The 21,766-nt window shown below is 63.9% G+C and carries 16 protein-coding genes and 2 tRNA genes; 6 read left to right on the forward strand and 12 right to left on the reverse strand.

The genetic code is table 11. From position 1 onward, the window contains the following. Positions 1-3: 3 nt before the first annotated feature. Entirely contained in the window at positions 4-1,455 is a 1,452-nt protein-coding gene (locus DSC_RS11130) for a bifunctional 2-methylcitrate dehydratase/aconitate hydratase (protein WP_014161265.1), read from the reverse strand. Between the two features lie 153 nt (positions 1,456-1,608). Between DSC_RS11130 and DSC_RS11135 the strand changes: the two genes are divergently transcribed. The 3 genes from DSC_RS11135 to DSC_RS11145 all read left to right on the forward strand — a co-directional run bounded on the left by DSC_RS11135 (position 1,609) and on the right by DSC_RS11145 (position 4,613). After that, positions 1,609-3,291 (forward strand): electron transfer flavoprotein-ubiquinone oxidoreductase, encoded by a 1,683-nt coding sequence (locus tag DSC_RS11135; protein WP_014161266.1) that lies wholly within the window; start codon positions 1,609-1,611, stop codon positions 3,289-3,291. Positions 3,292-3,546: 255 nt separating this feature from the next. Then, positions 3,547-4,269 (forward strand): glycosyltransferase family 2 protein, encoded by a 723-nt coding sequence (locus DSC_RS11140; protein WP_014161267.1) that lies wholly within the window; start codon positions 3,547-3,549, stop codon positions 4,267-4,269. 2 nt (positions 4,270-4,271) lie between these two features. Next, positions 4,272-4,613 (forward strand): lipid-A-disaccharide synthase N-terminal domain-containing protein, encoded by a 342-nt coding sequence (locus tag DSC_RS11145; RefSeq protein ID WP_014161268.1) that lies wholly within the window; start codon positions 4,272-4,274, stop codon positions 4,611-4,613. 289 nt (positions 4,614-4,902) lie between these two features. On the opposite strand, the gene DSC_RS11150 is transcribed toward DSC_RS11145, so the two are convergent. Together DSC_RS11150 and uvrB are read right to left on the reverse strand one after the other, a co-directional pair. Further along, positions 4,903-4,977 (reverse strand) — tRNA-Val (locus DSC_RS11150). A 113-nt stretch (positions 4,978-5,090) separates the two neighbouring features. Beyond that, positions 5,091-7,109, reverse strand: coding sequence for an excinuclease ABC subunit UvrB (uvrB, locus tag DSC_RS11155; RefSeq protein ID WP_014161269.1), 2,019 nt, complete (start codon positions 7,107-7,109; stop codon positions 5,091-5,093). Between the two features lie 156 nt (positions 7,110-7,265). Between uvrB and DSC_RS11160 the strand changes: the two genes are divergently transcribed. Then, positions 7,266-7,829 (forward strand): GspH/FimT family pseudopilin, encoded by a 564-nt coding sequence (locus DSC_RS11160; protein ID WP_014161270.1) that lies wholly within the window; start codon positions 7,266-7,268, stop codon positions 7,827-7,829. A gap of 92 nt (positions 7,830-7,921) precedes the next feature. Here DSC_RS11160 and DSC_RS11165 read toward each other — a convergent pair. Continuing rightward, positions 7,922-7,998, reverse strand: a tRNA-Asn gene (locus tag DSC_RS11165). A gap of 255 nt (positions 7,999-8,253) precedes the next feature. Between DSC_RS11165 and DSC_RS11170 the strand changes: the two genes are divergently transcribed. Continuing rightward, positions 8,254-8,787 (forward strand): GspH/FimT family pseudopilin, encoded by a 534-nt coding sequence (locus DSC_RS11170; RefSeq protein WP_014161271.1) that lies wholly within the window; start codon positions 8,254-8,256, stop codon positions 8,785-8,787. Positions 8,788-8,942: 155 nt separating this feature from the next. On the opposite strand, the gene DSC_RS11175 is transcribed toward DSC_RS11170, so the two are convergent. The 6 genes from DSC_RS11175 to DSC_RS16180 are packed head-to-tail and all read right to left on the reverse strand — an operon-like array spanning position 8,943 to position 15,575. Then, positions 8,943-9,353: a type IV pilin protein gene (locus DSC_RS11175; protein ID WP_014161272.1), complete on the reverse strand. Its 411-nt coding sequence runs from the start codon at positions 9,351-9,353 to the stop codon at positions 8,943-8,945. 20 nt (positions 9,354-9,373) lie between these two features. Beyond that, positions 9,374-12,979, reverse strand: a complete 3,606-nt coding sequence (locus tag DSC_RS11180; RefSeq protein WP_148268134.1) for a pilus assembly protein — start codon at positions 12,977-12,979, stop codon at positions 9,374-9,376. Between the two features lie 11 nt (positions 12,980-12,990). Next, entirely contained in the window at positions 12,991-13,530 is a 540-nt protein-coding gene (locus DSC_RS11185) for a pilus assembly PilX family protein (protein WP_014161275.1), read from the reverse strand. Continuing rightward, positions 13,527-14,564: a prepilin-type N-terminal cleavage/methylation domain-containing protein gene (locus tag DSC_RS11190; protein WP_014161276.1), complete on the reverse strand. Its 1,038-nt coding sequence runs from the start codon at positions 14,562-14,564 to the stop codon at positions 13,527-13,529. Before DSC_RS11190 ends, DSC_RS11185 begins: the two co-directional genes overlap by 4 nt. Then, positions 14,561-15,010, reverse strand: a complete 450-nt coding sequence (gene pilV, locus DSC_RS11195; RefSeq protein ID WP_014161277.1) for a type IV pilus modification protein PilV — start codon at positions 15,008-15,010, stop codon at positions 14,561-14,563. The genes DSC_RS11190 and pilV overlap by 4 nt, the downstream gene beginning before the upstream one ends. A gap of 1 nt (position 15,011) precedes the next feature. Then, positions 15,012-15,575 carry a GspH/FimT family pseudopilin gene (locus DSC_RS16180; RefSeq protein WP_043290576.1) on the reverse strand — a complete coding sequence of 188 codons (564 nt, stop codon included), beginning with the start codon at positions 15,573-15,575 and terminating at the stop codon, positions 15,012-15,014. A 192-nt stretch (positions 15,576-15,767) separates the two neighbouring features. Between DSC_RS16180 and DSC_RS11205 the strand changes: the two genes are divergently transcribed. After that, the gene (locus DSC_RS11205) at positions 15,768-16,817 is read left to right on the forward strand and encodes a sensor histidine kinase (RefSeq protein WP_043291284.1); all 1,050 of its coding nucleotides are present in this window, start codon (positions 15,768-15,770) and stop codon (positions 16,815-16,817) included. On the opposite strand, the gene ppnN is transcribed toward DSC_RS11205, so the two are convergent. Both ppnN and DSC_RS11215 read right to left on the reverse strand, forming a co-directional pair. After that, positions 16,799-18,181 carry a nucleotide 5'-monophosphate nucleosidase PpnN gene (ppnN, locus tag DSC_RS11210; RefSeq protein WP_014161280.1) on the reverse strand — a complete coding sequence of 461 codons (1,383 nt, stop codon included), beginning with the start codon at positions 18,179-18,181 and terminating at the stop codon, positions 16,799-16,801. The two genes, DSC_RS11205 and ppnN, sit on opposite strands and share 19 nt — an antisense overlap. Before the next feature lie 141 nt (positions 18,182-18,322). Then, positions 18,323-21,562, reverse strand: coding sequence for a TonB-dependent receptor (locus tag DSC_RS11215; protein WP_014161281.1), 3,240 nt, complete (start codon positions 21,560-21,562; stop codon positions 18,323-18,325). Between the last annotated feature and the right edge of the window lie 204 nt (positions 21,563-21,766).

Genomic DNA, 21,766 nt, shown 5'->3' on the forward strand with positions numbered 1-21,766 from the left:
GTCCTACGGCACGTACAGATCCACGTAATCGTGCACGGCCATGGCTTCCAGCGCAGGCCGGTCCAGCGATGCCTCCAGGATCTTCTGCTGCTGCTCGCGGCCAAAGCGCCGCGCCAGATTGGCCTTGAACTTCTCCACCAGCAGCGGCATGCCTTCGGCACGGCGGCGGCGATGACCGATCGGGTACTCGACCACCACCTCGTCCAGCCGGCTGCCATCGTTGAACACCACCATCAGCGCGTTGGGAATGCTGCGCTTGTCCGGGTCGTGGTAGTCGGCGGTGAACTGCGGGTCCTCGACGCAGGTGATCTTCGCCCGCAGCGCGTCGATGCGCGGGTCGGCCGCCACCGCGTCTTCGTAGTCGGCCGCGGTCAGCCGGCCGAAGATCAACGGCACGGCGACCATGTACTGGACACAGTGGTCGCGATCGGCCGGATTGTTCAGCGGCCCCTGCTTGTCGATGATGCGGATGCAGGCGGCGTGGGTGCGGATGGTGATCGCGGCGATGTCCTCCACGCTGCGCCCCAGCGCGGCCAGCTGCGCATGCAGCGTCATCGCCGCCTCCACGGCGGTCTGGGCGTGGAATTCGGCCGGAAAGCTGATCTTGAACAGCACGTTCTCCATCACGTAACTGCCATAGGGCCGCTGGAAGCGGAACGGCTGGCCCTTGAACGACACGTCGTAGAAGCCCCAGGTCCTGGCGGTCAGCGCCGACGGATACCCCATCTCGCCGGTGGCGGCGATCAGCGCCAGCCGCACCCCGCGGCTGGTGGCATCGCCGGCGGCCCAGCTCTTGCGGCTGCCGGTGTTGGGCGCATGCCGATAGGTCCGCAGGCTTTGCCCGTCCACCCAGACCAGCGAGATGGCATTGATGAGCTGTGCGCGGTCCAGGCCCAGCAGCTGGCCCACCACCGCGGTGGTGGCGGCCTTGACCAGCACCACGTGGTCCAGGCCGACCTGGTTGAAGGAATTCTCCAGCGCGATGCAGCCCTGGATCTCGTGCGCCTTGATCATCGCGTTCAGCACCGCGCGCATGGGCAGCGGCGGCCGGCCCTGGGCCACGGCCGCGCGGCTGAGCCAGTCGGCGGTGGCCAGGATGCCGCCCAGGTTGTCGGAGGGATGGCCCCATTCGGCCGCCAGCCAGGTGTCGTTGAAATCCAGCCAGCGGATCATCGCGCCCAGGTTGAAGGCGGCCTGGACCGGGTCCAGCTGGTAGGGGGTGCCCGGCACCCTGGCCCCGTTGGGCACCACGGTGCCCGGCACGATCGGCCCGAGCAGCTTGGTACAGGCCGGATACTCCAGCGCCTCCAGCCCGCAGCCGAGGGTATCGATCAGGCAGTAACTGGCGGTCTCGAACGCCAGGGCCGAGTCGATCTGGTAGTCGAGCACGTAATCGGCAATGTCGACCATGACCTGGTCCGGCGCCGGACGGACGTTGGTGATGTGCTGGGACACGGGCAGCCCTGATGCTGCAGAGGGGCCTGAAATGCTAGCGCCGCACCGCGCCGGCCATGTCAACCCGACGTGAGCGCCTGCGCCGACCTGGCCCATACGGCGCCGTCCGGTATCATGGAATGCCCTTCTGTTACCCCATCGCGGAGCCAGCCCATGACCCCGGAAGCGCTGTTGAACCAATACGGCCCTCGTGAATCGATGGAGTACGACGTGGTGGTGGTGGGCGCCGGCCCGGGCGGCCTGGCCAGCGCCATCCGCCTCAAGCAGCTGGCCGCCGGGGCCGGTCGCGAGGTGTCGGTGTGCGTGCTGGAGAAGGGCTCCGAGCCCGGCGCGCACATCCTGTCCGGGGCGATCATGGATCCGCGCGCGCTGACCGAGCTGTTCCCCGATTGGAAGGAACTCGGCGCCCCGCTCAAGCAGGCCGTGACCGAAGATCAGTTCCTGTTCCTGAGCGAAACCGGCGCCAGGGCGACCCCGCAGGCACTGCTGCCCGAGTGCTTCCAGAACCACGGCAACTACATCATCAGCCTGGGCGCGCTGACCCGCTGGTTGGCGCAGCAGGCCGAAAGCCAGGGCGTGGAGATCTTCCCGGGCTTTGCCGCGGCCGAGCTTCTGTATTCGGACACCGGTGCGGTGCGCGGGGTGGCCACCGGCAACCTGGGTCTGGACAAAAACGGCGAGCCGACCGCCGAGTTCCAGCTGGGCATGGAGCTGCACGCCAAGTACACGCTCTTCGCCGAAGGCTCGCGCGGCCAGCTCGGTCGCCAGCTCATCGCCAAGTATTCGCTGGATGCCGGCAAGGATCCGCAGGCCTACGGCCTGGGGATCAAGGAGCTGTGGCAGGCCGATCCGGCCAGGCATCAGCCTGGCCTGGTGGTGCACACCGCCGGCTGGCCGCTGGATGAGGACACCTACGGTGGCTCGTTCATCTACCACGCCGAGGACGGCAAGATCGCCATCGGCCTGGTCGTGGGGCTGGATTACAGGAACCCCTGGCTGAGTCCCTTTGAAGAGTTCCAGCGCTTCAAGACTCACCCGACCATCCGCAAGCATCTGGAAGGCGGCACGCGCATCGGTTACGGCGCCCGTTCGATCACCGCCGGCGGCCTGCTCTCGCTGCCCAAGCTGGTCTTCCCCGGCGGGGCGCTGGTTGGCTGCGAGGCCGGCACGCTCAACGCCAGCCGGATCAAGGGCAGCCATGCCGCGATCAAGACCGGCATGCTGGCAGCCGAGGCCGCCTTCCAGGCCCTGGGCGAGGGCCGCAGCGGCGACGAGCTCACTGCCTACCCCGCCGCATTCGAAGCCAGCTGGCTGCACGCCGAGCTCGAGCAATCCAAGAACTTCAAGCAGTGGTTCAAGAAGGGCCGCCGCCTGGCCACGCTGATGACCGGCATCGAGCAATGGCTGCTGCCCAAGCTGGGCATGCGCAATCCGCCCTGGACGATCCACCGCACCACGCCGGATCATGCCTGCCTGGAGCCGGCCGACCGGCACCAGAAGATCGCCTACCCCAAGCCGGACGGGCAGCTGACCTTCGACCGGCTGTCCTCGGTATTCCTGTCCAGCACCAACCACGCCGAAGACCAGCCGGCGCACCTGACCCTCAAGGACCCGTCGGTGCCGGTGAACATCAACCTGGCCACCTACGCCGGGCCCGAGGCGCGCTACTGCCCGGCCGGGGTGTACGAGTTCATCGGCGAGGGCCAGGCCACGCGCCTGCAGATCAATGCCCAGAACTGCGTGCACTGCAAGACCTGCGACATCAAGGACCCCACCCAGAACATCGTCTGGGTGGCCCCGCAGGGCGGCGGCGGGCCGAACTACGCGGGGATGTGACGCCACGCTGTTGATGCAGCGGGCATTGGCTGCCGGCTTGCGCTGGCGAGCCAGCCGGCGCCGACTTCACCCGGCGCTGTCTGGCAGGCAGCATCAGCGCCTCCGGCCGGCCTCATACGACATTCCGACCCCGACCCCGGCCCAATGCCGAGGTTTTTGTCGTGCCAGCGCCCGCCTCGCACGCGGATTGATTGGCGGCTCCAGATCTGGCTTGCCCTCGTTCACCTGAACCGAAACATCGGATAATGCGCGCCTATGCAGAACCCAGCCCTGTCCGTTGTCGTCCCGGTCTTCAACGAGCGTGACAATGTCGCCCCCCTGATTTCCGAGATCCTCGCCGCCCTGCGGGGGGTGACGGCCTTCGAAATCGTCTACGTCGATGACCAGTCGCGCGATGACACCGCCGCCGTCCTGCAGTCGCTCAAGGCCGCCACCCCGGAGTTGCGCATCCTCCAGCACGCGATCCAAAGCGGGCAGAGCACCGCCATCCGCACCGGCGTCAAGGCCGCGCGCGGTGCATGGATTGCCACCCTCGATGGCGACGGCCAGAACGACCCGGCCGACCTGCCCAGGTTGTTGACAGCCCGCGACAGCGGCGATCCATCGGTCAAACTGTATGCGGGATGGCGCGTCAACCGCCAAGACAGCGGCAGCAAGCGCTGGGCCTCCAAGTACGCCAACGCCATCCGCGCCCGCATGCTCCACGATGACACGCCCGATACCGGCTGCGGCACCAAGCTGTTCGAACGCGAGGCGTTCCTGGACCTGCCTTATTTCGACCACATGCATCGCTACCTGCCGGCGCTGATGCAGCGCTCGGGCTGGAAGACGATCAGCATCCCGGTCAACCATCGCCCGCGTGGCGCCGGAGTGTCCAAGTACAACAACCTGCAGCGCGCCCTGGTCGGTATCCGCGACCTGATGGGCGTGGCTTGGCTGATCGTGCGCAGCAAGCGCACGGCAGTGCGGGAGCTTTGAGCATGGAGATCCACTGGCTGGACCAGCCGATCGAAGCACTGTACTGGACCGGCCTGCATGTCACCGGCTGGAAGATTATCGGCTACACCGGCGCGCTGATGTTCGGCGGCCGCTGGCTGGTCCAGTTCGTGGCTTCCAAACGCGCCGGCAAGCCGGTGATCCCGCGCCTGTTCTGGTACATGAGCGTCATCGGCAGCGCCATGACCCTCAGCTATTTCGTGTTCTCGGCCAAACAGGACTCCGTCGGCGTCCTGCAAAACCTCTTCCCCGCCTTCACCGCCGCCTACAGCCTGTACCTTGACATCAAGCACCGCGGCTGGAAGCGGGACCGGGCAACGCATTAGCCCCTGTATCCCGTCATACCGGTCCCTGGCGCCGCACGCGGATCAGTGACCACGATCTGGACGACCACGTCGCCGAGCGTGGCCGGATCGGAATCGCAAACACGGCCCGCGCCCTGATAGCTCCGCTTGTGCAGCATGTTGGGATGACAGGGCAGCGCACCCTCACCGGTCAGACCGGCTCACCGCAAGCCAAACGGCCCACCGCAAGCTGCCACCCATGCCGAGGCGTGCGCAGAATCGATAAGGGGTTGGGAATAGATCCACCGGCCCGGCCGTGCCGGAAACCGCGTGGTGGGCGGTACAGGGTTCGAACCTGTGACCCCTACCATGTCAAGGTAGTGCTCTACCGCTGAGCTAACCGCCCGAAGCAACTGAGGTTGCCGCGCCCTCGATGAGGGGCGCGCATCATACCATCCGGATCCGTCGGCGGGAACTCTCACCCGGCGGCTGTTTTCCTGCCGGTCGGTGCGGCCCCGGTCAGACCACCAGGGCGGCGGTCTTCAGCTTGTGGATCTCGTCGCGCAGGCGCGCGGCGTCCTCGAACTCCAGATCGCGCGCGTGCTGGTACATGCGTGTCTCCAGGGCCTTGAGCCTGGCCGCGATCTGCGCCTGGCTCAGGCTGCGGTAATCCTCGACCGGCTCGGCGACACGGCGGCCCTTGCCGCGCCTGGTTGGCTCGTCGTTGGCGGCGTCACGCGCGCCTTCCAGGATGTCCACGATCGGCCGCACGGTGGACCGGGGCACGATGCCGTGTTCGGCGTTGTATTCAACCTGCTTGGCGCGGCGGCGGTCGGTTTCCTCGATGGCTGCCTGCATCGAACGGGTCACCCGGTCGGCATACAGGATCGCCTTGCCGCGCAGGTTGCGGGCGGCGCGGCCAATGGTCTGGATCAGCGAGCCGGTCGAACGCAGGAAGCCCTCCTTGTCCGCATCCAGGATCGCCACCAGCGACACCTCGGGCATGTCCAGGCCCTCGCGCAGCAGGTTGATGCCCACCAGCACGTCGAACTTGCCCAGGCGCAGGTCGCGAATGATCTCCACCCGCTCCACGGTGTCCACGTCCGAATGCAGGTAGCGCACCTTGACGCCGTGCTCGCCCAGGTATTCGGTCAGGTTCTCGGCCATGCGCTTGGTCAGGGTGGTGACCAGCACGCGGTCGCCCCAGGCCACCCGTTCGTTGATCTGCGAGAGCAGGTCGTCGACCTGGGTGGCGACCGGCCGGATCTCGATGTCCGGGTCGATCAGGCCGGTGGGGCGCACCACCAGCTCGATGATCTCGCCACCGGACTCGCGCAGTTCGTACGGGCCCGGGGTGGCCGAGACGTAGATGCTGCGCGGCGAACGCGCCTCCCATTCCTCGAAGCGCAGCGGCCGGTTGTCCAGCGCCGAAGGCAGGCGGAAACCGAACTCCACCAGCGTCTCCTTGCGCGAGCGATCGCCCTTGTACATCGCCCCGATCTGCGGAATGGTCACGTGCGATTCGTCGACCACCAGCAGTGCATCGGCGGGCAGGTAGTCGAACAGGGTCGGCGGCGGCTCGCCCGGCGCCTTGCCGGTCAGGTGCCGCGAGTAGTTCTCGATGCCCGAGCAGAACCCCACCTCGGCCATCATTTCCAGGTCGAACTGGGTGCGCTGGGCCAGGCGCTGGGCTTCGACCAGCTTGTTCTGCTGGTACAGCTGCTCCAGCCGTTCCTTCAGCTCGATCTTGATCGAGTCCACCGCGCTCAACGTGCGCTCGCGGGTGGTGGCGTAATGGGTCTTGGGATAGACGGTGAAGCGCGGCACCTTGCGCAGGGTCTCACCGGTGAGCGGGTCGAACAGGGTCAGGTTTTCCACCTCGCCATCGAACAGCTCGATGCGCAACGCTTCCACGTCGCTTTCGGCCGGGTGCACGTCGATTACCTCGCCGCGCACGCGGAAGGCGCCGCGCTGCAGCTCATATTCGTTGCGCGTGTACTGCAGGTCGGTGAGGTGGCGGATCAGCTGGCGCTGGTCGATGTGCTCGCCGCGCGAGAGGATCAGGCGCAGCGACAGGTAGTCCTCCGGCGCGCCCAGGCCGTAGATCGCCGAGACGGTGGCCACCACGATCGCATCGCGCCGCGACAGCAGGGTCTTGGTCGCGGCCAGGCGCATCTGCTCGATGTGCTCGTTGATCGAGCTGTCCTTCTCGATGAAGGTGTCCGAAGCGGCCACGTAGGCCTCGGGCTGGTAGTAGTCGTAATAGCTGACGAAGTACTCGACCGCGTTGTGCGGGAAGAACGCCTTGAACTCGCCATACAGCTGCGCGGCCAGGGTCTTGTTCGGCGCCATCACCAGGGTCGGCTTCTGGATGCGCTCGATCACGTTGGCGATGGTGTAGGTCTTGCCCGAGCCGGTCACCCCCAGCAGGGTCTGCTTGGCCAGGCCCGACTCGAAATTCCCGGTCAGCCTTTCGATGGCGGCCGGCTGGTCGCCCGAGGGCGAATACGGCGAAACAAGCTGGAAGCGTTCAGTCATGGCACCTGCCTGGAAAGCACAAAAAAGTATAGCCCCGGCGCGCAGGACGGCCGGTGCAGAGAATTCCTACGGCGCGGCGCGGCGGCCGCCGATGTCACCGGCGCAGGCCAACGCCCACGCTGTCGGCACACCTGACCCGGACAAAGGAATGCCCCGATGGACACTCGCCCTGCCCGCTCGAACCGCCGCATTTGCCCGCGCCGCGCCGGCGGCTTCAGCCTGATCGAGGCCACCGTGGCCATGGCCGTGGCCAGCATCGGGCTGGCGATCGGCCTGCCGTCCTACACGAGCGTGATCGAGCACCAGCGCGAAAGCGCCGCTAGCCACCTGCTCAGCGCGTTCATGGCTTCGGCGCGCAGCACCGCCATCACCGACCGCAAGCCGACCGTGGTCTGCCCCAACGATGGCCACAACCAATGTCGGGACGACAGCGACTGGACACAAGGCTGGATCATGTTCCGAGACGCCGACGGCAACCATCGCCCGGACAACGCCGATGACCTGCTGCGCGTGGAGGCGGCTCCCCGCGATGCGGAGCTGCGCATCGTCTCCACCAGCGGCCGTCCCAAGGTCACCTTCCTGGCCAACGGCAGCGCCGCCGGCAGCAACCTGACCATCCGGCTGTGCCGCGGCGGCGTGGCCAAGGCGGCGGTGATCGTCAACCGCAGCGGCCGCACGCGGGTCGAACAGCCTGACGGCCCGGCGGGCTGCGATGCCTGAGGCGCCGGCTTGGCCTGACCAGGCACGGCGCTTCCTCGGCGGACCTCAACAAAGCAAAGGCCTGCATCGCTGCAGGCCTTTGCTGGTGTAACTGGCGCCCGAAGTTGGACTCGAACCAACGACCCCCTGATTAACAGTCAAGTGCTCTAACCGGCTGAGCTATTCGGGCGGGGTGCGCATTGTAGCGATCTACCCGTGAAGCTCGCAAGCTTGCGGCGGACCTTGGCGGGAGGCGAAAGCGAGCTTTCGAGCTTGCAAGAATGCCTGGCAACATGGCTCCACGCACCTGGCGCTCCTGTAACACGCACGCCCAACTCCCATGTGATTTCAGGATTTTTCCTACCTTTTCTGGCAACCATTCCCGGTTTCAAAGCCAATCCGAGGGACCTAGCCTAGCTGGCATCATCGCCAAGGAGTGGCCACAATGAAAAGCACGAATGCGGGATTGACCCTGGTTGAAATTTTGGTGGTGCTGGTCATTTTAGCGATCGCCGTGTCCTTGGGGGCGCCTACCTTCTCGATCCTCCTGCAGCACAGCCGCGAATCGAACACCTACCATCTCCTCACCGCCTCGCTTGCCGCAGCCCGGCTCGCGGCTGTCGAGAGCGGAGCCCCCGTCACCGCGTGCCCGAGCGGCGACGGGATCACTTGCCGCAACGACGGAATGTGGGAGTCTGGGTGGCTTGTCTACGCAGACCCCGGGCGCGCGGACCAGCCTGCTGACCTCAGCGCCGTGTTGCAGCATATCGACGCCAGGGGCGGGGGGCTGCAGTTGCGGAGCACCACTGGCCGCCCACGGGTGCGGTTCTCACCCGATGGGTGGTCGTACGGCAGTAATGTCACGATCCGCCTGTGCGCCCCCGGCGGAAAATTCCTGGGCCAGGTCGTCGTGAACAATGCAGGCAGACCACGGACCGAACGCTACACGACTCCCGGCCTCTGCCCTTTCCAATCATGACCCAGACAAGTGGACAGCGGCATCGCTGCTGGCGGCCGGATGCAGGAATAAATTGGAGCTGCGCAACCGAGGACGGAAAATCAATAGGCGGGAGCTCCAACAAGGCCGAGCTAATGGACCGAGCATGCGAGCTATGGTGCACGCTCAGGACTTGGTTACCAGCACTCGCCCGCAGTAGCTGCCGACCCAGTCTCGGTCTTGGTCCCAGCCTGGTTGATTGACAACGTCCCGCACTTGGTGTCCCGCGCGGCTTGTGTGCCCTCAGGCACGGCTTCAATGGTATAGCTCGTTGCGAGGGGAGCGGCCGACAACTGGATCGTGTAGCTGCCGGCAAGCTCGTTCATGCATTGCGTCTGTGGTAGCACCGCATTGAGGTAAGTCATCCTGGTCGTGTAGTGGCGCTCCATGTATTGCGCCGCTTCCATCGCACAAGCGGCACCGGCGGCGCGCTTTGTCCTGGTGACGTAACTGATATAGCTGGGATAGGCGATGCCCGCCAAGATGGCGATGATTGCCACCACGATCATCAACTCGATCAGGGTGAATCCTCTTGTGTGTGTTTTCATGGCGATTGCGCCCTCTGCGTTCAATTGGTCGGGATCACTTCGCGCCAATTGACGCGGCCCGCGTCGCCACCCGGCGCGACTTCCAGTTCGGTACTTGTGGTGTTGCCCTCCCCGCCACCCTCAGTTGTGAACGCTCCCGTGCCGACGGTCGCCAGGCCGCTGGTCACATTGGCCTCCGTCGGCATGCCGCCGTTGACGCCCAAGCCGCCGATGGTTCCGCGATTTCCCTGTGCATCCGTGACGGTGCCGCTGTTGCTAAAATACCCGCCCGAGGACGGGCTGGTGCCCGTGAAAAGGTTGATGGCATTCAGGAATCCACTGCCGACGGCACCCGCGCAATCGCTGCCCGTGGCGGGGATGACGGACGACAGGATCATTGCCGTGCCATAGATCGTTGGCGCTGAAATGACCCGCTCAGGCACGGGCAGGTCGATGTACCAACCCTTTTTGTCTGCGTTCAGCGCCGAATAATTCTCGAAGCCCCTGGCCACTGCACCCGAGGCGGTGGTGCCCGAAAACGGGATGGTACGTGGCTGCAGATCGCTGCGGCTGGCGATCGGGGAGTTCTCGTCCTTGATCCCGTAGATGGACTGCACCTGTTGCGCGCTGACCCCAGGCATGTCGCTGCTCGAAATGAAGCGGCCGGTGCCGAAGCCCAGGAAGATGTTGCCGGAAGCATCCCGACCCACACCGATGCCGCCAGTAATGGGCTGGGCAGTGCCACTGCTGTTCTTAGCCTGGAACAGCTTGACCGCAGTCGTCGGCGGGGTGGCGGCGCTGAAATCCCAGCGATACACGTTGCCCTTCAAGTCGCCACCATAAACCACGTCCACGTTGCCGTCGGCGTTCAGGTCGGCCATGCCCAGCGACATCAGGCCATTGCCGCCGCCGGCATCCGCCACCAGCTCGGTGGGCGCGCCGACAATCGCGCCACTCGTACCGAGCTCATAGACGAACAGAGTGGCCGAGCCGTTCGGGCTGTCGATGCCGTTGGGCACAAAGGCATAGGTCTTGCCTCCATTCCCGCTGCGGATCCGCACCGCGCCCAGTACGTAACCCATGTTGCGGTTGGTGGTGCCATCCTGAGTGGTGTTGTCCCACAGTACGTCGTTCACGCGCATCGAGTCGGGATCGGTCACGTCCAGTGCAAACACGCCACGACCCCCGCGGCCCAGCGCGCCTATCAGGATATTCTTGCCGTTGCCCTGATCGCCCTGGCCGATCACCTCGATCTGGCCATCCACGAAATAGCGGTGGTCATAGGACGTAGCGCTCAGGTTGGCCATGGCGGCGAAGTCGATACCCTTGGGCACGTAGGAGAACAGCACCTCACCGGTGTCGGTGTCGATGCCGTGCAGCATGCCGTCGTTGGCTCCGACATACACGGTTTTGGTGTCTTCCACGTAGGCGGGTGAGGAGTCAACGATGTCGCCGATCGGCCAGGCGCGCTTGCGCAAGGTTCCGTTGGTCTGTCCCTGTTCCTTGCTCTGATCGCCCTTCAGGTAGGCAATGTTGTCTTCCGCCGTCACCGCATCGGCCAAGCCGGTGCGTACCCCGAAATCACTCGCGCCAGCCATGGCAGTGTCGAACAGGGAAACGCTGCCGCCCTTCATCGTCAGCACGGTGCGGCTGGCGAAATTTGCGTTGACATTGGCGTAGGTATTGTCGGTATCGGCGACACCGGGGAAGGTCTTGGACAGGATCCACTTCGGCTGGGTGGAAACGCCCGACAGGGCCGCATTGAAGGGGCTGGCAATCAGGTCGCCGGTCCAGTTGCCGGAGGTAAAGCCGGCCACGAAAGTCAGCGTGGTGGTGTCGGTCTTGGTGGAACTGGAGGCGATATTGGAGCCGGACGCGCTGCGCGAGTCGATGGTGGCCAACGCATTGGCCAGGGCCGAGGCGAACTTGTCGCTGTCATTGGCCACCACGAACTTGCCGCGGCCATTGAGGGCGGCATGCCAGAGGTCGTCGATGCGTTTGGCGCTCTCACCGCCGGTCGTCGGATCCACGTTCCACGGCGACGGTGGTGGGTTGTCTGGATTGAGCGTGCCCTGTAGACCGATGGACACGCCAAAGGTCACCATGTGCTGCCAGTCGGCCGGATCCACCGCACTGGTCAGGACGTTGTTGGCCATCCCAGTACGCAGGTCCGTGCTCCAGTACTTGTAGGCCACGTCGGCAAGGGTGTCCGAATAGGTATCCGGGTACTGCGGAGCGTTGCCGTCGACATCTTTTGCTGTTGCGGCATCGGCATTGCCCACAGCGGTATAGCCGGAATTGTTGTTCCAGTAACCGTCAGTGGTGAGGATGGCGTAGTTCTGCCGGCAGGTCAGCTCATCCCCGTTGGAATCCTTCCAGGGATCATCCGTCGTGAAATACCGCGCGGCGCGCTGCAGTGCACCCTTGAGCGGCGTACCATCGCTTGCGCCAGCACCTTGAAGCCTGCTGTAGAAAGTCGTGCGGTTCGTGCTTTTGAACAGGCCGCCATCCGTTGCATATGGAATCGGATATGCGGGTATGGAACCTGCCGTACTGGCACCACTACCGCCACGATTCCAGATGGTGTCGAAACCCACCCGATAGTTCTCGCCCAACCGCCCGAACGCCTCCGAGGCGCCGGCCTTGGCCATCTTGTTGCGTGTGCGGTGGTACTGGTACCAGTTGGCGAAGTTCTGCAATTCATCCTTTTGGCTGCGCGCCGAAGGAGTCGCGTCCACCCAGTTGTAGCTCCCGGTTACCGTATAGCTGACGGAGACACTTTTGTTATTCCCATAAACTGCAAAGTGAATCGTGGCTGGCGGCGAAGATATTGTCAATGATTTGGTGTTGCCGTTCTGTCCGACGGTCGACTCGAGATTGCCTGAAGAGCAATCACTCGAGGAATATGCGCCAAGATCAGCCTTGTTATCTCCGCTGACCGTGATCGCAACGCTGCTCGCGCCGCTGGTCGAGACGGAGATGCAACTTGAATAGACATTTTTTCCGGCTGAGACAGTACCACTCAACAGGCTCACGCTTGCCGATTCCTGCCTCTGGACCACCCCTCCGTTATAACTGTTTGCCGAACTGGAGGTCGTAATCCGATATTTGTCGTAATTACTCGCGCTCGTTCCCGGGCTTGAAACCCCCGGTTTCGGGACATAGAAATAGGAATCCGGCACATTATTGGGGTTGGTCGAGCTGCCAAGATTGGTTGTTGAAGTCCTTAGATCCACCGGCGAGCCCGTGGGACTGGTCGGGCTTTTTGCCGCCGCCTTGAAATCGGCAGGAGCGAGTCGCACGCTCAAATCGGTGCTGGCTGTGCGCCAGGGGAGGTAGGTCGTCGCGGGGTTGTAGTACAGCGAATTGTTCACGTACGAGCGATCCGTGACCGTATCAGCGGTACCGCTACTGGTGTCCTTGTCCGCCCACATCCACGAACGCTCCATCGACCCCGAGTCGTCCAGGATCAGCATGATGTTCGGCGGGATGGCGTTGCCGCCGGTCAGCAAGGGATAGTTTGGGAACGATGTGGCGGCATGCACCGGCAACCCGCTCAGCGTTACCAATGCGGTCATGCCGACCACTGCCATGGTTTGCAGCAGGGTGGGCTTCCTGGACAGCAGATCTGCTTTCTTAGTCTTCATGATGCGCTCCATCAGCGCCGGTACAGCGACTGGAGGATCACCTCGGCGCCGTTGGGCGTCTTGGCGTAGGCGGTAACTCGATAAACGTTCTGCGACGCACTGCTAATGCAGGGCTTGGACAAGTCGATGCAGCTGGGCGCGCCAAGCGCGGAAGTCTTGCCAAAGTCCTCGATGATGAACCTGGGCCGGAGCGAGGTGTCCCCGATCGGCACCTCTGCACCGGTTTGGTAGCCGTTTTGTCCATCATCCCAGAAGTCATTGATGGACTCCCAGCCGGAAGCTTTCGCACAGCGGCCCGCCGTGCAGCCGGAGCCCGGGAAGGTGACCGTGCCGTCGCGTGCGATGAGTTCCGCCTGGCGCAGGCCGGCTTCTGCCACCTGGAACGACATTCCGCGGGTTGCGACATTGGCAGCCATGCGTTCCTGCATGATGCTCTCGCGCAGGGAAGCGATGCCCAGCAAGGTCAGGAGAAGCAGCACCATCAGCACGACCAGCAGCGCCGCGCCCAGCTGGTTGCCGCGTGGACTGCCGATGAAAGGAGTCGACTTCATTGGATATCCTGGTGGTTCCGGAGCAGGATGTAGTCGTCCAGCGAACGAGTAAGAACCGCGTTGTCAGTTCCCAGCACATCGCCCTTTGTCAGCGCGCCGCGCACCGCATGAAAGGTGAGTTGCGCATGCACCGCCATGACCTGTTTCCAGGCCAGGCCGGCGGCGGCATCGAGGTAAGCGGGATCAGTTCCGATCTTGTAGGAGATCTGCATGTTGGTCACCCCTTCCGCAATTTCGGCGGGCGTTTCCGGGGCCGCGCCGCCATTGGTGACCACCTGCCGGTACAGCGAAGTGCCGCCGCGGGTATTATTGGCCACATACCACCTCACGGCGAAGGGCGTGACCACCTGCGCCGGAGAGCCACTGGGCGGGTTGAGGCAGTTCGGATTGGCGCCAGTTGCCGGAGGCAGAAAGCAATAGCCGGTCTGGGCAGCGGTATTACTGTCAAAAGTCGCTTGGTCGATCTGGAAGGGCTTCTCGAGGTTTCCCGGATTGCCGGTGCCAGCATTGTGGCCGACCTTGCCGCTAGCCACATTGGTAACCTGGAAAATCGAAGCGACCTCGGCGTTGCAAACCATCAGGATGTCACCAGTCGTGATATCGCCGACACTGGAAAGACCGAGTTCGGCGCTTGGGTTATCGCTTTCGGTCACCGTAATGGACGCGCCATTGGCCAGACTCAGGGTAATCTCGTCGGAGCCATTCGGGCCTGTACCGTTATTGCCGGACACGCCGTTACTCCAGCCGGCGAAGTAGCTGCCGCCGGGCTTGGAGGTATCCAGCATGTTGACGATGTTGCGGGTGCATGGGTTGCCCCCCGCCTCGCGGATGTCACGCGCCAGCAGCTCAAAGGCGATGCGCTGGTTTTCCTGGATCCGATTGATCGAGGCAGTGGTCCCGTAGACCCTGCGATTCGACAAGAACAGGCCGCCCGCGGCGGCCACCACCAGCAGGCCCAACATCAAGGCGACCATCAATTCGATCAATGTGAAACCGCGCTGCGCATCCTTCAGTGTGAGTGGCGTGTGCGTCATAGCTGGCTCGTGATATTGATTTCGGATGGTGCGGCGGTATCACCAGTGGTGCGTTCATCGATCCACTGCACGCCCACGCTGCAGGTCATGGTATCGGCAACGCAGACCACCTTGCCCTTGGCGTCCGGTGCCACTGTCGTCTGCAGCCCGTCCAGCCAACCCATCAGCGTGCCAGGCTGGCCGGTGCCGTCGCCGACGGCGTAGATATTGGTGTTGTAGCTGCCGATGTTGTCGCGATTGGCGCGGATGATGTCCATCATTGAATAGGTCTGGATCGCGGCCTGAGTGCGTCTGGCGGAGCCGCCGGAGTTCTTCAGCGCCACGGTCTGCAGGGCGGCAAGGCCGAGCGCACCGATCGCCAGGATCAAAACAGATACCATCACCTCGATCAGGCCGACGCCCAGCTGGGACTGGCGCGCCACGACCCGCGCATGCTTGCAAGTCATGTCAGTTGTCTCCGGGTACGGTACAGGCAGCAGTGGCTGCGCGCTGCGCGGTACTGATCCGTCCAGCACTTGCACTGACATCGATGCCGTTGTTCCCGGGCAAATTATTCACGCAGAGCCCCAACACACCGCTGGCGGCGGCTCCGGTTGCGGAAAGTCCGACTGGCGTGAACGTGAAGGTGTTGCTGGCGCCTGAGAGGTTGGCGCTGGCACGGACCACGATGGACGGATGCAAGGTGGTGTCTCTGAGGATCGTGCTGACGCCGTTTTTTGTCATCCGGGCAATCCAGCGGTTACCCAACACGGCTGCGCAGTTCGCACCATCGGCGCTCGGACAGACCGAACTACTGGCGCGGCTGCTGATGGCGGCGGTGCGCGCGCTCTGCAGCAGTGCCACCATCTCATTGGCCGACGAGGTCAGCCGACTGCTGCGTACCAGATTGGTGAAGCTGGGCAGGGCGATTGCGGTGATGATCGCGAGGAGCGCCACTGTCACCATCAGCTCTACCAGGGTGAACCCCGGCGTGGCGGAAGGTCCCGCCCCTGTTGGGCCGCGTTGCAGCATGACATCTCCCAAAAGTTTGGCAATGAACCTTAACGGACGTCCACGATGACCTCCATCTGCGTCCGACAGGCGGGCGCTTTCCGGGGGCATGCGGTCTTTGCGTTGGGACTCCCACGGGCGATTGCAGTTCCGGGTCCGCATGACGCGCCTATGATCGCGAGGAGGACACGACGCATTTTTTGGGAGCGCGACATGCCTGATCATCAAGCCCTGGATGCCCTGTTTCGCCCGCCCGCGCTGGTCACCGTGGTTCTGGCTGGCGAAGCGCTGGCGCTGATGCTTGCGCTGGCACCGGGACAGGCGGGGGCGCGGATGCTGCAGTTCGGGCTGGCGTCGCTGGGCATCCAATGGATCGCACTGGGCACTCTGTGCACGCTATACCTGCTGCGCCGTCCGCTCTCGCGCCTGCCGCCCTCCGGACTGGCCTGGGCCTGCCTGGGACTGTTGCTCGCGATGACCTTGCTGGTGGCGTCGGCGGCATGGGCACTGCTTGACCTGCGTGATGAGCCAGCCCAGGGCGCCCTGCCCTTCATGTTTCGCATGCTGGGCATCGCCTTGGTGGTGGGCCTGCTGGCGCTGCTGGCGTTTCAGAACTATTCTCAGGCTACGCGGCTTGCGTTACGCACCAAACAGCTTGAGCTGGAAGCACTGCGCGCGCGCGTGCGGCCGCATTTCTTGTTCAATACGTTAAATAGCGGGGTAATGCTGGTACGCCAGCAACCAGAGCAGGCTGAGCAATTGTTACTAGGCTTGTCGGACCTGTTTCGCGCCGCTTTGGATAACCCACATGACATCGAACTTGTCGAGGAGCTGGCGTTGACACAGCGCTATCTGGAGATCGAGGCAATTCGATTTGGCCCGCGGTTGCAAATAAGGTGGGACCTGCCCGAGCCGATTCCTTCAGTTAAGGTACCAGCGCTTTCGATCCAGCCTTTGGTCGAAAACGCGGTGCGGCACGGCATCGAGCGACTGCCCGGGGGCGGTCGGATCGACATCGCTGTGGCGATACGCGACAACACAGTGATGGTGACGATCCGCAACCCGATCCAGGCAGACTTAGATGGCATGGCGCAGCACGGCCATTCCATCGGAATCAAAGCGACCCATGCCCGCCTGCAGGGCAGCACAGAAGGGCGAGGAACCTTGACAACGTCGCGAAGCGGCAATGAGTACATCGCCGAGATGAGGCTGCCGTTATCGCGGCCTACGCAGTCGACTGCCGCTCAAGTCACCACCCGATAGCAAGGCCTGTAGTCCCCGGCGATCTTCATCCGGCGCTGGGCGACGAAGGCCTGCAGCAGGGCATCCAGGGCGGCCATGATGTCGGGGTCGCCGTTGATTTCGAACGGGCCGAACTGCTCGATCCGGCGCATGCCCTCTTCCTTCACGTTGCCGGCGACGATGCCGGAGAAGGCGCGGCGCAGGTCGGCGGCGATGGCGTGCGGGGCGCGGCCGTGGTGCAGGTCCAGTTGGGCCATGGCCTCGTGGGTGGGCTGGAACGGCTGCTGGAAGGCCAGCGGGATGTCGATGGACCAGTTGAAGTAGTAGGCGTCCTTGGCCGCCTTGCGATGCTCGCGCACCTGGCCGATGCCGGCCTTCATGGCCTTGGCCACGGCCAGCGGGTCGCCGATGATGATCTGGTAGCGCGCGGCGGCCGCCTGGCCCAGGGTCATGCGGATGAAGTGATCGATCTGCTCGAAGTACGGCGCGGCCACGACTGGCCCGGTGAGGATCAGCGGGAACGGCAGGTGGGCGTTTTGCTCGCGCAGCAGGATGCCGAGCAGGTACAGGATTTCCTCGGCCGTGCCCACGCCGCCGGGGAACACGATGATGCCGTGGCCGATGCGGACGAAGGCCTCCAGGCGCTTCTCGATGTCCGGCATGATCACCAGATGGTTGACGATCGGGTTGGGCGACTCGGCGGCGATGATGCCCGGCTCGGTCACCCCGATGTAGCGCACCTGCTTCTGGCGCTGCTTGGCATGGCCGATGGTGGCGCCCTTCATCGGGCCCTTCATCGCGCCCGGGCCGCAGCCGGTGCAGATGTCCAGGCCGCGCAGGCCCAGCTCGTAGCCCACCTCCTTGGTGTAGAGGTACTCCTCGCGCGAGATCGAATGCCCGCCCCAGCACACCACCAGGTTGGGCTCCTGCGGCTTGATCAGGCGCGCGTTGCGCAGCTGGCCGAACACCGCATCGGTGATGCCGGCCGAGGTTTCCAGGTCGGCCGCGTATTGCGGGCCAAGCTCGATGGCCATGTAGGCCAGGTCGCGGACCACGGCGAACAGCAGTTCGGCCACGCCGCGGATGATCTCGCCATCGACGAAGGCCATCGCCGGCGCATTGACCAGCTCGATGCGCAGGCCACGGTCGCGCTGCAGCACCTGGATGTCGAAATCCGGATACAGGTCGCGTGCCGCACGCGGGTCATCGGAGGCGCTGCCGCTGGTCATCACCGCCAGCGCGCAGCGGCGCAGCAGGTCGTGCATGCCGCCGGCCGAGGCATCGCGCAGGCGCGCCACCTCGTTGCGCGACAGCACATCCAGGCCGCCGCGTGGATAGATCCGGGTGCTCACCACTGGCAACGCCCTGGTTACCACTTCACTCATCACTTCTTCCTGCTCGTCCGTCAACTTGACCGCAGACTGTAGCGCAGCGGGCGTGGCCGGGGCATGCCGACGCATGGACAAAAAGCAAACGGCCGGGTTGCCCCGGCCGTTGGTGTTGCGTCCTGCGTGGATCAACCGCGATCAAAAATCGTAGCGGAACCCCAGGTTGAGCGACCACTGCGACACGCCAACGTTGAAGCCGTCGGCATCGGCGTTCGCCGGGGTCGGCTCGCTGGTGTAGCTGTAGTTGTAGACGTACTTGCCCTGATAGATGCCCTGCAGCGTCGCCACCGAAGCATCCGCGAAAAAGCCGTAGTCGTAAATGTGGCCCCAGTCCTCGTTGATCAGGTTGCCCACGTTCTGGACGTCAAGCCAGATCTCGGACTTGTGGCCCTTCATGAAGCCCGGCAGCTGCTGGCTGATGCGGACGTCAAAGGTGTTGATGAAGTCGCTGCGGAAGCCATTGGCCGGGGCGTAGCTGCCAGCATAACGGGCCACTTCCGGGTTGGCCTTGAGCCAGTCGAAAAATGCCGTTTCGGCTGCCGCATTGGGAGTGAAGACGCCGGCGGAGTTGAGGGTACCGAACAGCACCTCGCCCGGTGCCTTGGGCACATACAGCAGGTCGTTGTAGCTACGGCCGTCGCCATTGGCATCGCCAACATAGACATAGCTGTACGGACGGCCGCTGCGGCCTTCATAGAACAGGCCCACGTGGGTTTCGTAATCGCCAAAGAAGGCGTGCTTCCAGTTCAAGGAGCCGGAGATGCGGTCCTTGATCTCGTAGCGCGAGGTGTTTTCGGTCTCGCTGTTGGCGTTGAAGGTGTACTGGTAGCCCCAGCCCGAGCTGGCGGTGGAGCTGGTCAGCGGGCCCACTTCGGTGGCGTGGGTGTAGGTGTAGCCCAGGTCCCACGACCAGTCGCTGGTTTCGCTCCAGGGCTTGCTCAGGCTGACGGTGAACTGCTGGGTCTTGCCCTTGTCGGTGTTCTCGATCAGGTAGACGTCGCCGTAGGCGAAATCGCGATTGAACCGATTGTTGCCAGTTGCCCAGGCGCGGCCGGTCTGCGCTGGGTTCCAATACAGCGCGCGACCATCCGGACCGTAGTAGGCAGGCGTCGGATCTTCTCCAGGCGCATTGATCTTGCCGATGTTCAGGCTCTTGTAATACAGGCCATCCTTGACCTTGGTGACCAGCAATTCGGCCGATGCGACGATGCCGTACCAGGGCAGCTCATGATCGAAAGCGATGTTGGCCTTCCACAGCGACGGCAACTTGAAGTCGTTGCCGACGAAATTCGGAGACTGGGTCGCCGAGCCGGGAGTAGTGGGAACCGGCTGGTTGCTGCCGTCAGCGCTGAACGGCAGGTCCGGACGATAGGAGGTGAAGCTGTAAGCCGTATAATTCAGGCCGGTGTTGGAATAGCTGTTGCCGATCCACACCTGCGGCGCATCACCCTGGAACAGGCCCACGCCGCCACGCAACTGAGTCGGGCGCTCGCGATCGAAGGTGTAGTTGAAGCCGAAGCGCGGCTGGATCAGGAACTCGCTTTCGAACACCTCGCTGTTGTCATAGCCGAACTTGGCAGAGGCGGTGGGGTTGTAGGTCGGATCCGGGCTGACATCCGGGCGATCGCCACGCACGCCCAGGGTCAAGGTCAGTTGCGGGGTGGCATACCAGGTGTCCTGCACAAACAGGCCCAGGTTGTTGTTCTCGTAATCGGCGGCAATGGAACCCGGCGCGTTTTCCTTGCTGAGCTGATAGCTGGAATAGATGCCGTTCTGGAAATTTTCCAGGCCGTAGAACGTGTAAACGCCCCAGGTGTTGCGGCCGTACAGGTTGTAGATCTCGTTGTTGCTGTAGTCCACGCCGAACTTCAGGTCGTGGTCGCCCAGCGTCCAGGTGCCCGCCGCGTAATAGTTCCAGGTCTTGGTCTCGAGGATGTTGCCCTGCGAGTTGGTCTCGGTGCCCAGATACAGCACGTCGCCACTCGGAGCAGCCCGGGAGCCACCGAAGTAGATGGCGATGCTGGGTGCGTTGGTTGGCACGACGCGCACAGCCGAATAGTCGCGGTAGGACGCCTTGAACTCGGTGGAGAAGTTGTCGGTCCAGTCGGAGAACAGCTGGCCGACATAGCTTTCCACCGTCTTCTCGTGCTGGTACCAGTACGAGCTCAGCGAAGCCTGGTTGGAGTTGCCGGCGCCGTTGATGCGCAGCTTGGACTGGTCCAACTTGCTGTAGCGCAAGCTGGCGCGGTGGGCGTCGGTGATGTTCCAGTCCAGCTTCAGAGCGTACTCTTCCAGATCGGTGTTGCCGTCGCTTTCCAGGCCGCCGGCGTCGAACCCATAGCCCTGCGCAATCTGCTGGGCACGCGCGACCTCATCCATGCCGTACAACGCATTGGGCTTGCCCAGTGCGGTACTGGCGATGTCCACGCCCGGCGCCTCCTGCTTGAACTTCTCGTAGTTGGCGAAGAAGAACAACTTGTCCTTGATGATCGGGCCGCCGATGGTGGCGCCGTAGGTCTCTTCCTTGGTAAAGCCGTTGAACTCGTTGCCTTCCGGATCATCACCAAACCAGTCACCGTCACGCATGTAGCCGTAGACCGAGCCATGAAACTCATTGGTACCGGACTTGGTCACCGCGTTGACGGTGGCGCCCGCGGCACTGGCCATGCTGGCGTCGTAGTTGGACAGGTTGATATCGATTGCGGCAATGGCCTCCATGGACACCGGCTGACGGCGGGTCGGCATGTTGTTGCCTTCCAGGCCGAAGGTGTCACTGGCTGAGACGCCGTCGATGGCGATGGAGTTGTAGCGGGGGTTCTGACCGCCGGCCGAAATGGTGCCCGAGGCCCGGTCAATGAACGTTATACGCGGGTCAAGGCGCATGTAGTCCTGGATGTTGCCGTTGACCGAGGGCAGATCTTCGATCTTCTGCTGGTCGATGCTGGTGCCCGAGCCCATCTTGGTGGCGCTGAACACTTCCGAGCCGCCGCTGTAGCCGATGGCCTGCACCTGACCCAGATTGGTCACGTCGCCGGTCAGGGCGGCATCGACGGTGTTGACCTGATTCAGGGTGAGGTAGACGCCGTCCTCGGTCTTGGTGCCTTCGCCGGGCTTGGTAATGGTGATGGTGTACGGGCCACCCACGCGCAGGCCGCGTGCGGTGTAGCGACCGGACGCGTCGGTGGTGGCGCGGCTGACGGTGCCTGATTCGACGTGGGTGATGGTCACTTCGGCGCCGGAAACCGGCGCGCCGCCCGAGCCGATCACGGTGCCGCCGACACCGGCGGAGGTGCTCTGCGCCATGGCGGGAGCGGCGGCCAGTGCGGCCAGGAGGCCCAGGGCCAGTTTGGAAGTCCGGATACGGCGGTGTTGGGTCATTGCGTCTGCCTCGAGGTTGGGCGGTCAGAAAAAAACCGTGCTGGCCGGCCGCGCTTCATGCGCGACTCTCATGGACTTGCTAAGAAGATGTGCCCCTGGAACCCAGACGAGCACGACCGCCGTGGGTTAACGACAGGTTAACACGGTAGATGCGCTTTGTGACGGGACCGTGACGATTTTCTCGCGATGCAGCACGCGGTACAT

Source organism: Pseudoxanthomonas spadix BD-a59 (assembly GCF_000233915.3).
Lineage (GTDB): Bacteria > Pseudomonadota > Gammaproteobacteria > Xanthomonadales > Xanthomonadaceae > Pseudoxanthomonas_A > Pseudoxanthomonas_A spadix.

Bases quoted from the DNA above. Each gene is read 5' to 3' on its own strand.
- DSC_RS11135 (WP_014161266.1), top strand. From the start codon at position 1,609: ATGACCCCGGAAGCGCTGTTGAACCAATACGGCCCTCGTGAATCGATG.
- DSC_RS11140 (WP_014161267.1), top strand. From the start codon at position 3,547: ATGCAGAACCCAGCCCTGTCCGTTGTCGTCCCGGTCTTCAACGAGCGT.
- DSC_RS11145 (WP_014161268.1), top strand. From the start codon at position 4,272: ATGGAGATCCACTGGCTGGACCAGCCGATCGAAGCACTGTACTGGACC.
- uvrB (WP_014161269.1), bottom strand. From the start codon at position 7,109: ATGACTGAACGCTTCCAGCTTGTTTCGCCGTATTCGCCCTCGGGCGAC.
- DSC_RS11160 (WP_014161270.1), top strand. From the start codon at position 7,266: ATGGACACTCGCCCTGCCCGCTCGAACCGCCGCATTTGCCCGCGCCGC.
- DSC_RS11170 (WP_014161271.1), top strand. From the start codon at position 8,254: ATGAAAAGCACGAATGCGGGATTGACCCTGGTTGAAATTTTGGTGGTG.
- DSC_RS11175 (WP_014161272.1), bottom strand. From the start codon at position 9,353: ATGAAAACACACACAAGAGGATTCACCCTGATCGAGTTGATGATCGTG.
- DSC_RS11180 (WP_148268134.1), bottom strand. From the start codon at position 12,979: ATGAAGACTAAGAAAGCAGATCTGCTGTCCAGGAAGCCCACCCTGCTG.
- DSC_RS11185 (WP_014161275.1), bottom strand. From the start codon at position 13,530: ATGAAGTCGACTCCTTTCATCGGCAGTCCACGCGGCAACCAGCTGGGC.
- DSC_RS11190 (WP_014161276.1), bottom strand. From the start codon at position 14,564: ATGACGCACACGCCACTCACACTGAAGGATGCGCAGCGCGGTTTCACA.
- pilV (WP_014161277.1), bottom strand. From the start codon at position 15,010: ATGACTTGCAAGCATGCGCGGGTCGTGGCGCGCCAGTCCCAGCTGGGC.
- DSC_RS16180 (WP_043290576.1), bottom strand. From the start codon at position 15,575: ATGCTGCAACGCGGCCCAACAGGGGCGGGACCTTCCGCCACGCCGGGG.
- DSC_RS11205 (WP_043291284.1), top strand. From the start codon at position 15,768: ATGCCTGATCATCAAGCCCTGGATGCCCTGTTTCGCCCGCCCGCGCTG.
- ppnN (WP_014161280.1), bottom strand. From the start codon at position 18,181: ATGAGTGAAGTGGTAACCAGGGCGTTGCCAGTGGTGAGCACCCGGATC.
- DSC_RS11215 (WP_014161281.1), bottom strand. From the start codon at position 21,562: ATGACCCAACACCGCCGTATCCGGACTTCCAAACTGGCCCTGGGCCTC.